7 protein-coding genes and 1 pseudogene are annotated in these 13,571 nt (G+C 34.4%); 6 read left to right on the top strand and 2 right to left on the bottom strand.

Features of this window, described 5'->3' with window-relative positions; translation table 11 throughout:
* The first annotated feature begins 247 nt into the window (after positions 1 to 247).
* From ABWU33_RS07090 to ABWU33_RS07100, 3 genes are all read left to right on the top strand, one after another.
* Positions 248 to 4,480: a collagen-like protein gene (locus tag ABWU33_RS07090; RefSeq protein ID WP_353280679.1), complete on the top strand. Its 4,233-nt coding sequence runs from the start codon at positions 248 to 250 to the stop codon at positions 4,478 to 4,480.
* Between the two features lie 4 nt (positions 4,481 to 4,484).
* Positions 4,485 to 5,810 (top strand): hypothetical protein, encoded by a 1,326-nt coding sequence (locus ABWU33_RS07095; RefSeq protein ID WP_211907719.1) that lies wholly within the window; start codon positions 4,485 to 4,487, stop codon positions 5,808 to 5,810.
* A gap of 239 nt (positions 5,811 to 6,049) precedes the next feature.
* Positions 6,050 to 7,042 carry an AAA family ATPase gene (locus tag ABWU33_RS07100; RefSeq protein WP_353280680.1) on the top strand — a complete coding sequence of 331 codons (993 nt, stop codon included), beginning with the start codon at positions 6,050 to 6,052 and terminating at the stop codon, positions 7,040 to 7,042.
* A 678-nt stretch (positions 7,043 to 7,720) separates the two neighbouring features.
* Here ABWU33_RS07100 and ABWU33_RS07105 read toward each other — a convergent pair.
* Positions 7,721 to 8,833 (bottom strand): alpha/beta hydrolase, encoded by a 1,113-nt coding sequence (locus tag ABWU33_RS07105; RefSeq protein WP_353280681.1) that lies wholly within the window; start codon positions 8,831 to 8,833, stop codon positions 7,721 to 7,723.
* A gap of 69 nt (positions 8,834 to 8,902) precedes the next feature.
* On the opposite strand from ABWU33_RS07105, the pseudogene terL reads away from it, so the two are divergent.
* Together terL and ABWU33_RS07115 are read left to right on the top strand one after the other, a co-directional pair.
* Positions 8,903 to 10,300, top strand: a pseudogene (gene terL / locus ABWU33_RS07110) (phage terminase large subunit).
* Positions 10,301 to 10,430: 130 nt separating this feature from the next.
* A complete protein-coding gene (locus ABWU33_RS07115; protein ID WP_211907715.1) occupies positions 10,431 to 10,952 on the top strand; it encodes a pyrimidine dimer DNA glycosylase/endonuclease V in 522 nt (173 codons plus the stop codon).
* A gap of 208 nt (positions 10,953 to 11,160) precedes the next feature.
* Here the strand turns inward: ABWU33_RS07115 and trmB are convergent, their stop codons facing one another.
* Positions 11,161 to 11,805, bottom strand: coding sequence for a tRNA (guanosine(46)-N7)-methyltransferase TrmB (trmB, locus tag ABWU33_RS07120; RefSeq protein WP_353280682.1), 645 nt, complete (start codon positions 11,803 to 11,805; stop codon positions 11,161 to 11,163).
* Positions 11,806 to 11,908: 103 nt separating this feature from the next.
* Between trmB and ABWU33_RS07125 the strand changes: the two genes are divergently transcribed.
* The gene (locus ABWU33_RS07125; protein ID WP_264337808.1) at positions 11,909 to 13,561 is read left to right on the top strand and encodes a 30S ribosomal protein S1; all 1,653 of its coding nucleotides are present in this window, start codon (positions 11,909 to 11,911) and stop codon (positions 13,559 to 13,561) included.
* Positions 13,562 to 13,571 lie beyond the last annotated feature (10 nt).

A 13,571-nucleotide genomic window follows, 5' to 3' on the forward strand; every position in this document is an offset into this window, starting at 1 on the left:
TTATGGAAGAACTAGATTTCAGTATCAAGCACTGGAACAACATCATCTATAAGATGAAAGAGCTGGAGTGGTAAGAAATTCGATAATATAAAGCATTTTTACGCTCAGTTGTAAAAAAATAACTTTCTTTCACAAGTTAATTTATAATTAAATTAGTGTAAAATATAATTATATTTACTGATCATCATTATTAATCAATAATTAATACCCATAAATTAATTATATCTAATCGCAAAGGGAGGTGGAGATGCGTTTTAAACTAGAAAAGGAAGGTATCCTACAAAAAGATTGTAATAATAGAACTGGTCGTAGGATACCTGCACAAATAAGATTAAATAACAAAACAACATTTAGCCTGCCTAGTGTATCTTACATTATCATCGACACCAATATTGATCTGAGTTTTCACATTTGGGATTTGAAGCATGACGTGGCAAGTATACTAAACGACTTATCTGAATGGCCACAATTAAAGCTAGAAAGGGTAGGAAATGATTACAAATTCGCTTTAGTTACTACCTCTGATAAACCTTATTATTATTACTATGATGGCAAAGCTAATATCATCGCTACTATTGATCTTATACCTCAGAATTACACATATGGTTTCTATGTTAACACATATAATCGTGAAAGCTGTAGTATTTATTATGAACGGCTAGAAAACAGGAAAGTTTTAATAGATCCAAAAGACATAATTAGTAGCAAAAATGTCAGTTTTATTTTGGAAGATCTTAAAAGTTCACCTGATAAAAGACTCGAAATAAAAATAGGAGACTATTTGTTTAAAGAATCAAGAAATATATACAAATTATATAGGAGCGCTCAGGTATATGATTCAATTGGTAGAAAAGTTGGCATATTGAATGATATCAATTCAGCATTTACTCGTATAAGCAATACATTCGAGTTATTCCCTTTTCATGAAATGGAGAGCTTGAAAGCACAAGATACCTATTTCGCAGTAAAAAAGTTAGGCAATAATTATGTTGGTTGCATATCGTATGAAAATAGCACATGCAAAAATTTTTATAATTTTAACCCTAATTCTTTTGGGTATGAGCACGACAATAGACCAGGTCCATATCCTTATTATTATAACTTAGAAAATTTTGATAACTTTTTGGAGGTTGATGTGAATATTCAAGAACATATAAATTTAGAAACAGAAATTAAACTTTTAAAACGCAAAATTGAAAGATTAGAACGTACTGGTGTACAAGGTCCTAAAGGTGAGCCAGGTGAAAGGGGACAAAAAGGTAATAGAGGCTTCGATGGAGCGCCTGGTCCTCAAGGTAACAAGGGAGATACTGGATCGTCAGGTGCGCATGGATCAAAAGGCGATCAAGGACCTAAAGGAGAAAAAGGAAATCAAGGCACTAATGGAATAACTCCAAGTATTAATCAAGTTGTTACCGAATTTTCTTCTAACAGAGCCCATCTATATCCTTTAGCAGCAGCTATAATGGAAGAAGATAAGCTTAATTCCATGGGATTTTCAGAAAGAATAGCACATTTTTTTGGTGAGCGTGTAAAGCGAGAAGATTCTTTAAAAGCGTTAGTTAAAGGCGTACAAGGTCCTCCAGGCCAAAAGGGCGAACCAGGTCGTAACGGTGAACGGGGGTTAAAGGGCGAACAAGGTTCCAAAGGTAATGAGGGTGACCGAGGTTTTCCTGGTCCAGAAGGTTCTAAAGGAGATACTGGCTCAAAAGGTGAGAAGGGAGATGCCTCAAGTGCTATAGAAATTGCAACTGAATTAGTTACCAGTAAAAAAGCTGAGCTAGGAGAAGCAGTTCTTAACGCAAATGGTATCAAAGGTGAAAATCTTGCAACTCAGATTGCCGGTAAAATTAATCTTAATTCGCAGGAACTTGTGAATAAAATTGATGTAGCAAAACTTACTGAAGGAGTAGTAAGTAAACTTTCTTTAGAGGAAGCAAAAAACATTATAAAAGATACTGTGAGTAAGATAACAAGCGATGCCACAAAGAAAAATAATCCCGATCCTATAGCCTTCCAAAAATATGAAAAATTTGCAGAAAAGCTTGCTAAACTACTTGTTGATAGAAGCAGTATGAGCGAGATAGAAGCTCACAATCTTATAAAAGGTAAGGTGAGCGATTGGGCACTTGCTAAGTATCTTCTGCTTCATAGTGATTTAAATAAGCAGCCAAAGGCTCTAGAAATCGTGAAGCAAGAAATAGACAAGGAAAAATTAGTTGAGTATTTGCTTGAGTATGCCAAATTAAAAGGCGATGTGAATGCAGCAAAAACAATAGTTGAAAATATTGTTCATCAGTTCTTTGACACTCAAAAAGTAGGTGAATTAGGAAGAGCAGTACTAGAAGCAAAAGATGATCAAGATAAAAAAGTGCTGGTAAATGATCCAGTCTTACGTGAAGGAATAGCAGAAGAGTTGAGACAAAATCCAGGAAAGATAAAAGGTCCCAAAGGAGATACTGGTTCTAAAGGTGATAAAGGAGATACTGGAACAGATGGATTGCCAGGTGCACAAGGTCCTAAGGGAGAGCCAGGTATAAATGGAACAAAGGGAGATATTGGTCCTAAAGGATTAGACGGAGCCATGGGAATAAAAGGTGATATGGGTGAGAAAGGAAAGATAGGTTCTAAAGGTGACAAAGGAGATACTGGGTCTAAAGGTGATAAAGGTAGAGATGCAAGTCCTGAAGAAGTTGCACAAAAATTAATTAATAATGGCACTATTGCTAATCAGGTGCTTGAATATCGTGACCAAGGCGGAGATTTAGTATTAGAGAAGCAAGTTGCAGGAAGAATTATTAGTAATCAAGATATTCAAACAGGAATAGCCATTGCATTAGCTGATAACAGAATGGAAGAGCTAGCAGATGTGTTACTAAGTGATGCTAATCATACATTAGTAGAAAACCTTGCAAATAATACCGAGCTAACACAAAGCATTGCAGAAGAACTAAGGAAAAATCCAGGAGAAGTCCAAGGTCCAAAGGGAGAAAAAGGAGATATTGGTCCTAAAGGCATAAAAGGTGAGCCAGGTATAAATGGAACAAAGGGAGATATTGGTCCTAAAGGATTAGACGGAGCCATGGGAATAAAAGGTGATATGGGTGAGAAAGGAGAGATCGGAGCTCCAGGTGCAAATGGATTGCAAGGTCCAGAAGGTCCTAAGGGAGAGCCAGGTCTGAGGGGCTTCAATGGTACGCAAGGTCTTACAGGTAACAAGGGTGAGCCCGGTATAGACGGATTAAAAGGAGATATTGGTCCTAAAGGATTAGACGGAGCTATGGGAATAAAAGGTGATATGGGTGAGAAAGGAGAGATAGGTTCTAAAGGTGAAAAAGGAGAACCAGGTGCGAATGGGTTGCAAGGTCCAGAAGGTCCTAAAGGATCAGATGGGTTGCCAGGTTCAAAAGGAGAGCCAGGTCTAAGGGGCTTCAATGGTACACAAGGTCTTACAGGCAACAAGGGTGAGCCAGGTATAAATGGAACAAAGGGAGATATTGGTCCTAAAGGATTAGACGGAGCCATGGGAATAAAAGGTGATATGGGTGAGAAAGGAGAGATAGGTTCTAAAGGTGAAAAAGGAGAACCAGGTGCGAATGGATTGCCAGGTTCCAAGGGAGAAGATGGAATAGGTGCTACATTAGCTGATCAGTTTTTACGTGAGATAAGAAAAGCAAAAAATGAAACTCTGGATGCTAAAAAAGCAGCAGAGGCAGCTAAAAATGCTTCAGAAGGTTTTGCCAAACAAGCTAAAGATACGGAAGATAAGGTTAAAATACTACACAATCAAACAGTGAATCTTACAGGAGAAGCTGAAGATTCTGCTGATCAAGCACTTCAATCCGCAGAAAATGCGGAAGCATTGCATAGTAGCGTAAGAGATATGTTTTGTACAACAAATCCTGCAGATCAAGTTTGTAGTGCACACAGAAGAAGGAGGGAAACTAAAAAATCATCAGTGACGAGCGGAGCAAGCAGACCAACTTCATTTATATCTCAAGTAATAAATTTCTTTTACCCTGCGGTAGGACAGGACGAATATAAAGTAAAAAATGAAATACAGGAAGTGGCAAAAATAATAGATGCAGCAGATGTTGTAACAAAATTTGAAGAAGTATTGGGAGCAACAGCTGTGAAATGTGGCATTTCAAAGAAAAGTCTAAATTTTGATCCAGTGGAACTGCAGTCAACCATTATCAATAAGTCATTACTTAATGATGAAAATCATAATGAGTTGTTGAAGTTCTTGTGTATAACTGCAAAAAAATCACTCCCTAATTACAAACAAACTAGTAAATGTTTGTTTACTTTTAAAGATCATATGGAAAAAAGATTAAAAGACAATGAGCAGCAAAGAGCTTTCGTTAATACTGAAAAAATAGTGGCAAATAATGAGCAGCCAAGGAGTTTTATGAGTTATGTCTCTCCTCCTAGTAGCCTCAGTGCTATTAATCAGCAAGTTGTCGGTTATTTAAGGTAATATCATGGAAAAACATATATTTAAAATAGAGGATAAAAACCCGCTCTATAAAAAATTGATTAAACTTCCTGCTGAATATTATATATTAAACAAAAATAGTAAGGTTATCCATTCACATATTGGTACAATTAAAGTAGAGGATATTAATGGTTTAAAGTTAAAGAAGCAGGGAGATAAAATATCTTTATATGAAGGAAACTTACCCCTGCAGGCAGAAAGATCTGATGAAAGTGGAAACTCTATTAAAGAGGATCTTATTGTAGAACAAGAAGCTATAATAAGTACAAATAGAAACAATATTATAGAAAAGCTTGAATCAAAACCTATCTTGATTTCGCTTTACAACATAAAAGATAGTCCTAACTTTGGCCTCAAATTGTCTGGTAGAGATATAACTGGAGTACTCAATTTTATCAATTTTAACGATGAAAATGACCCAGTACTACAAAAAATTCAAGAAGAAAAAGGTGGACTTTATTTTACAATAGAAGGTGATTATATCTATATATCAGATGAAGAAGGAAAATGTCTTCCAGTATGTGAAGATGGTAGTTGCTATAAGTATCAATACACAAAAAATGAACATGATATATTAGAAATTAGTGAGATATCAACAATAATAAAAAACTTAACTAAAACTGAGCAATGCAGTGCACCAGCTAAGGCAGAGCAGAATTTTACTTTGCAGCAAGGAGAGAAGTTATCGGATAATATCTATCAAGCAGATATCATGTTAAACGGTAAGCTCGTAGCTACTTTACCGAAAATAGGTTACTGCATGCTTGATGACCAATTGGTCATACATAATCACGTTACAGAAGAAGAGATAAAAATTCCTAGAGACTTTCATTACCTTAAAGTCGTTAAGTCTAGTAATAATGATGATTATAAATTAACGTTTTGTAATTTCTTAGGTAATAAGTTTTTTGAACATAAAAAGTACGATTCTCAATACTCAAATGTTCCAAATAAATATCAATATATAAGTTTAAACTGTATGAAAAAGGAATATAAGCCAGATTTCTGCAAGTTACTTAACGATAAACCATCGTTTTTTATTGTGAAAGGAACTACTAATCAAGATTCTTCAGGCCACTGCCCAGCTGATGTATTTGAATTAACAAAAAGTGGAAAAGGTAAGAAAATGGCTACATTAATTGATCAATTTGGCTCTTTCAATAAAGAGGGTAAGTTTCAATATTGTGATTACCATACAAAAGCAGATTACGATGTTTATGATTCTTATAAAATTAATAAAGAGTACACAGCAACAGATGAGTTTCTCTTCAATGATGACATAGTTCTTTATACTATTCCAGAGCTATCTTAACCACGCACAAAGTATATTATAATTGCTTTTTAAAAGTGAATTTAGTAGAATTCAAAGAAGTGTAAGGGTATATTTTTTTAGTATTTAATCTAAATAAAATTGTTCTCAGTTTAAAATCGATATAAGACAGTAAGATGAAAAAAATTGAAATCTCAGAATTACTCAAAAGAATTGCTATCTGTTTACTATGCATAGCAATTATGGTCTCTATTGCTCTTTTGTTTGCCTATATGCATACAATGTTTCTCAGTAAAGGATATGAGCTGGCTGCACATTATATTAGCGAAGCTATGCCTTTTGTGTTACTCACTGTTTTCTTTTTTATCGCTTGGTTTATATATGATCAAATATTTAGTAAAATGAAGGAAGTAGAGCTGCCTATAGAAATAGAATTAGCTAATTCAGATAATAAAACAACATTTGCTAATGTTATAATTGACGATTCCTTAAAACAACGATTGCAGATTATTTGCTGTAACCAAATGACAGAAGAAATGCGTGAGATGTTTGGAAGTGAAAGTATTAACTCACTAAAAGGTTATATACTGCACGGCCCTCCTGGAAATGGTAAAACACTTATCGCCCGCGCAATTGCAGGTGAATCCAATATGAATTTTATAAGTATCTCAGGTCCAGAACTTATTGGAGTATATATTGGTCATGGTGCACATGCTGTACGCGAGCTTTTTAAAGTAGCGAGAAAATATTCTCCTTGTATAGTATTCATAGATGAAATAGATGCAGTTGCCCAAAAAAGAAGTACCGCTAATAACTCAGCTTACAACTGTCGAGAGAGCTTAACACAGTTACTAACTGAAATAGATGGATTTAAGAGCAGAAAAGATATAATAGTAATTGGTGCAACTAACCTGGTCAATGAGATAGATCCAGCACTTATTAGGCCTGGACGCTTAGGTCAAAGGGTTCATATACCTAATCCAAATGTGGAAACGAGACAAAAGATATTGGAGCTTTATACCAAAAATACAAAAACTGATGGAAGGCTAAATATTCAAGATATTGCAAAAAAAACAGAAGGCTATTCTGGAGCTGAGTTAGAACAATTAGTTAATGAAGCAAAAATATACGCTGCTCTTGAAAGAAAGTCCAAGGTAGTGAGTAAGGAAGATTTCAACCACGCGTTTCACAAGCTAAATCCAGTACAAGGAAGAGGGAGAATAACATTAGCTTCATGTCAGACACAGACGACAGAAGCCCCTTTTGTACAATAAAAACTGGAAGTGTAGCAAGATGTGCCAAATTTCGTTATTGAAAATAAAATTTAAAACTTGCTATCATTTTGCCACTCGTTAGTACCACAGTGGTTTTGTAATAGAACACAAGCTGCAAAAACTTAAGGAAAAAATGGGTCAGTGCTTGACACTGGCATCTAGTTCTTTCCATCAAAAATGCTGTAAAGTGTTCACCAATTTAGTTGGATCCCAGTACTGGGATGACATTATGAAGACCTAGCAGTTTATGACGGTGTCATTCCAGCGCGTAGCGCTGGAATCTAGTTCTTATTACCTGAGTCTTCTGGGTCCCAGTACTCGTATGACAAGAAAAGGGAGTATTGGTTTCAGCATTAGCCATGCATCTGGATCCCAGTATCAAGTACTGGGATGACAAGAGAAAGAGGACACTGGGATGAAATTATGAAGGCCGGGATAAACACTATGAGGACTGGAATGACATTATGAAGACCTCTAGCAGTTTATGACGGTGTCATTCCAGTGTGGAATCCAGCTTTTTTGTAATTTTATTGAAAATATCGTATAGCTATTTGTTCACAATTAATTCTTCTGGATCCCAGTACTCGGATGATAAGAAAAGAAACACTGGTTTCAATATTTGCATGCATCTGAACAGATACAGATGGCTAAAATATTGAAGAAAGCATACGCGTCAAGTTAAGAGCAACTAGCCTTCTTTGACTTGTTAAGAAAGGTCTTTTTTTCCTCAGATTCTATTGTCACATGCTGAAATGACATCGAAGGATGCTCTTGCTTCTTCATGTAATTATGCAAAAAGTCCTTTGGATTTTTGCAGCTTGAAAAATCTTTATAAAATTTACTTTCTTTAAATGCTTTAATCTTCTCTTCATTATTTAATGAGCCATATTTAGAAAAATATTCATCTGTAATATAAATATATAAACTAATCAACTCAGGAAAAGTGTAATCAGTTTTGTTGGAAGACTTTAAACACGTAATTGGCAATTTATGTATATCTTTATCAGCTTTTTTCGAATCAATACACTCATCATTTTTTCTTAATATTATATGCTGCTTGAAAAATTCTTCATATTCCTCAAATCCTTCAAATACTTCTTTTTTTTGGTAATCTTTTCTTCTACCGCTTTGATCTATTTTTTCTATTTCTGTTGCAAGTTGCGCTGGCTGTTTTATCGTTTTATCTCCCTCTCGATTAAAGTACATTGTATAAGGAGTAATTGAATTTACGATTTTATATGTCTTCCAGTGGCAGCCAAAAATCTTTAGTACCAATTTGATTATCGGAGCAAGAAAAATTTTTAATTTTGCCATAAAACCAAAGTAATAAAGAGACGCTTGTTTAAGTGAACTAGCGGCATTGCTAACGATACATCTTAAATGTATATCCTTACCCTTAAAATTTTTATGAACCTCTGCAGCCACATGTCCACCTAGGCAGTCTCCAAACAATATGATATCATCTGGCTTTATACCTTTTTCCAATAAGTTAGTTACAACTGCTACACCAGATTTAACTCTATTGCTACGTATCAATGAGTTATTTTTACTTAAACCAAGTCCAGGATAATTAAAAAGATGTACAGTTATCCCTTGCTCTGTGGCCCAATTCCAATTTGGGGAATAATCTTTACCAGGGCTTAACGCTCTATTTCCACCAATAAAGTATATCAGATGTTTTTCACCTTGATTATTGTTTTGATTTTTACCAAGAAGCGTAATTGTCTCTATTTTCATCCCGTTTTGAGTTTTTATAAATTCTCTCTCAGTTTGCTCTCTTATTTCTTTCATATTTTAACTCTCACTATGCTGGTTTAATTATACAACAAAATCTTAAAAAAATCAACAAACCTTAATTTTATGAACAATATAAACCTTCTCAAATTCATTGAATTATGCTTTCAAACGGTAGTGCCGGGGTGTGAGTATAATGATTATCAATATATAAAAATCATAGCAGACAGGCTTGAAGCAGCAAGCGCTGGTGAAGCAAGAAGAATAATATTCAATATGCCGCCGCGTTCAATGAAGTCCATTTGTGTAAGTGTTGCATGGCCCGCATGGATACTTGGAAATCAGCCAACTGCAAGAATAATAGTTGCAAGTTATTCTCGGTTGCTTAGCGAAAAGCACTCACTCAATACAAGGTGCATAATGCAATCTGATTGGTATAGAGAGCTATTTCCGAAAGTAGAATTATGCAAAGATCAAAACACTAAATATAAATTTCAAACAGTGCAAAGAGGATGTAGGATTGCAACATCAGTTGAGGGAACATTAACCGGTGAAGGTGGAGATTTCATTATCGTGGATGATCCACTAAGTCCCGCACAAGCTTTGAGCGAAACATTTAGAAAGCGTGCTGCAAACTGGTTTGATCAGGCTTTAGTAACCAGGCTCAATGACAGAAAAAAAGGAGTTATCGTTCTTGTGATGCACAGACTCCATTTAGAAGATTTAACTGGTCACCTCCTCTGTAAACCAAGAAACATATGGCATCATGTCTGTTTACCAATAATAGCTGAAGATAAGGAGATTATTTATTCAGTTAATAATCATATTCCAGAGCATGAACAGGAAATATACTCAAGAAAAGAAGGTCAATTGTTGTATTCCCTAACTGAAGGAAAAGAAGAAATTGAGATGATAAAAGCTGAACTTGGGAGTTATGGTTTTGCTGCTCAATACCAACAAAACCCTCTACCACTTTCAAGTGCTATAATTAAACGAGAGTGGTTGAAGCGCTATAAAAATTTTCCTGATAGCCTCTTGCATGTAACACAAAGTTGGGATACTGCAATTTCAACAAACAATACAAGTGACTTTAGTGTCTGCACTACCTGGACAAAAGTAGATAATACATTCTATTTACTCGATGTATATCGCGCAAAACTTGAATATCCAAAACTTAAAGAGAAAGTTCTGTCGCTGGCTGCAAGGTGGAAGCCACACGCAATTTTAATCGAAGCAAAAGCAAGCGGTCAGCAATTGGTTTAGGAGCTCAGGAAAAACAGTGATTTACCTATTATTCAAATAGTACCACATGATGACAAATTAACTCGATTTCACCGAATTGTCCCAATTATAGAATCTGAGCGGGTTTTTCTCCCTAACCAAGCAGTATGGCTTAGCGACTTTGAGTATGAGATTTTAATGTTTCCAGAAATCCGTCACGACGATCAAGTAGACAGTACCGTGCAATATCTTCAGTGGGTGAGAAATAATATTGCTAGAGTGGTAGCTATACGTTCATTGTAGCTTGAAAAGGTTCCTCGGAATTGTGTATAATTTTTTTAACTGAGCTTATTTAACTTATCCATTTTCTGAATGATATTTTAGGGTTTATTGAAATAAATACTACGCAAAAATTCTATCTCTGGGTGCTTAGATGAATATCTTTATATTAGACGAAAATCCTGTAACTGCAGCACAAATGTTATGCGATAAGCACATAGTAAAAATGCCGCTAGAAACTGCTCAATTGCTTAGCAGTGTTTTTTCAATAGCATTAAAAGAGCCAAATCCTTTAGTCAGCATTACAAACCAGAATATAGAAGTTCCATATAAACTTACTCACAAAAACCATCCTTGTTCTTTATGGGCTAGACAATCAAAAGGAAACTTTGATTGGTTAATAAAACATGGAAAAGAATTGTGTATAGAATATAGCTTGCGATACAAAAGAACGCATAAATCCGAAGAAGTTATAGATTGGTGCGATAATAACAAGGATTTGCTAATATTTCGATCAGCTGATATACAAGCTTTTACACAAGCGTTACCTAATCGATATAAATGTAGTAACCCAATAGAAGCATATAGAGAATATTACCTAAAAGAAAAGATGAGATTTGCTAAGTGGGAAAAAGGTAGAGAAGCACCAGATTGGTTGCTAGACAAAATGCTATAGGTTATAAAATTATCCAAACCGATCATAAAAAAGGTAGAATTGAAGTTGCAAAAGCAATGCTGGCTGATAATGTTGATGTTTATCAAGTTTATTGATCTTTCTATTTGTGAGATTAAAGAATTCAGTAAACTGTTATTCCCAGTATATGGTAGGCTACTTGCACTATAGAGTGTCATGTACACATCTGTACTAACAAGCAGAGGTAAATCTAAGTCAGTTTAGATATAACATTTACTTTAAAAAACTTTATTTTACGCTGATATTCTAGCGCTTTTCTGTGGTATTTTGTTGGGGTATAATTTGCAAAACTATCTTCCTTATAGGTTAAAAAATTACACTGCTTTATATGTAACTCTATCCACTCTGCATAATCCTGATGATCAGTTGCAATAAATATTTCACCTGTGACAAGTATTTTTTTTGCTAATAAATTTAAAAATTCCGTATTAATTAACCGTCTTTTGTTGTGACTTCTTTTTGGCCATGGATCTGGAAAGAGAATAAAGAATTTTTCAACACTGTGGTCAGGAAAATTGACAATTAATTCTCTTACATCTTCTGTCCATATTAAAATATTTTTTATGCTGTGTGCTTCTATGCTTTTTAGCAAGGAAGAGACCCCCTTTAAATAAGGCTCACATCCTATAAATAATAGATCAGATTCATTGAATGCCTGATGGAGCATATTTTTACCATTACCGAAACCTATTTCTACTCGTATTCTTTTTTGTAAGTCTACGATCTTTTTTATAGATTCCTTGCTGTTTTTAATAGAATACTTCTCCAAAACATTCAACTTCAACCTAGATCTTCTGGAAAATGACCTAATCCAATTATTATTCCTAGATAACATATCTTACATAACTTAATCTTTTATAGCTTAAACAATTCTCGAAATGAATTAATGAGAATTTACTTGTCACTAATTATTAATATTATATAATATATGAGTTCTAATGAAGTTAAAATTAAAAGGTATGGAAAGTACAGTTGCTATCAAGAGGCTATCATCAAATAGATTCATAGAAGAGATATTTCAAGATCAATTTGATAATCAAGACAATGACTTTTGTGAAGATTCTTTTGCTAACAAAATCAAAGAAGGAGATGTGGTAGAAGGTATAATCACAAGAAGAAATTCTAATGATATTGTGGTTGATGTTGGTTTAAAGTCAGACGGAAGAATTCTGATTAAGGAGCTCAGTTGTAATGATGATATCACTGTTGGCTCGAAAATTAGAGTTTATGTTGAAAGAATTGAAGATTACCATGGTAATGTTGTTCTTAGTCGTGAGAAAGCAATCAGAGACGAAAAATGGAATAAATTGGAAGAAAGCGCAGTTACAAAAGATGAAGTAACAGGAATCATTAAACGCTCAATTAAATGCGGTTTTATTGTTGATCTTGGTGATGGAATAAGTGCGTTTTTACCGCTGAGTCATGTGGATTTGAAGCAAATAAAAGATGCTAATCACCTTATTGAAACTGAACAAAAATTCATCGTGCTTAAAATGGATAAGAAGCAGGGGAATATTGTAGTATCAAGAAAGCTGGTATTAGAGAACTTGCATGCTGGTGAAAAAATTAAGTTTTTAGAATCTTTAAATGAAGGTGATGTAGTAGAAGGCAAAATAAAAAGCATCACTCACTACGGTGCATTTGTTGGCATTCATGAATCAGATACAGTGGGAGTTATAGATGGACTGCTACATATTACAGATATCTCTTGGAGTAATGTAAGTCATCCATCTGCAATTTTTTCTTGTGGTCAGCATATAAAAACTAAAATTATAAAAATAGATAGAGAAAATGGAAAAATCTCCCTTGGTGTAAAACAATTAGGAGATAATCCTTGGCAAGATCTAGAGTCAAAATGTCCAATTAACAGCGTACACAAAGGATGTGTAACGGGTATAAAAGATTGTGGATTCATTGTTGAGATTAAACCTGGGATTGCGGGTTTGGTACACTCATCAGAAATAACTTGGAGCAAGAGTAATTTACCAATCAGTAGTTTTGTAACAATAGGACAAGAAGTGGATGTAAAAATTCTCGGTATTGACATTATTAAAAATAAGATGAGTTTAAGCACAAAAAGGTGCGTAGAGAATCCTTGGCAAGTATTTATTGATAAATATCCTCTTGGTTCTATTGTTTCTGGTAAAGTTAAAAGCAACAATGGTTCGCAAATATCTGTGACTTTTGATAATTCTGAGATATCTGAGGACGTAGAAGGAACAATTTATATGCAAAATCTAAGTTGGTCGAAAAACAATTCAGATGAGATAAAAAAGTATAATGTAGGTGATGAAATAGAAGCAAAAGTGATAAGGGCTAACGTAGATCGGACAAGAATTTATCTTGGAGTAAAGCAAATAGAGTATGATCCTCTTGAAGAACTGATAGAGAAAGTTAAAGTAGGGGATAAAATTCAGGTTACTGTAAGTAAGAGAGAGGAAAATGGTCTAATCGTTGAGGTTGAGAACAATGTAACCCTTTTAGTAGATCAAGAGCATTTACCAGAAAATAAAAAGTTTTCTATATCAGAAAAAATACAAGTTGAAGTAGTAGGTGTTGAAAAATATAATATAATATTATCTGCCAAATAACTTCTTGTGC

Origin of the sequence: Wolbachia endosymbiont (group B) of Cyclophora punctaria (assembly GCF_964028235.1) — a bacterium.
GTDB lineage: Bacteria > Pseudomonadota > Alphaproteobacteria > Rickettsiales > Anaplasmataceae > Wolbachia.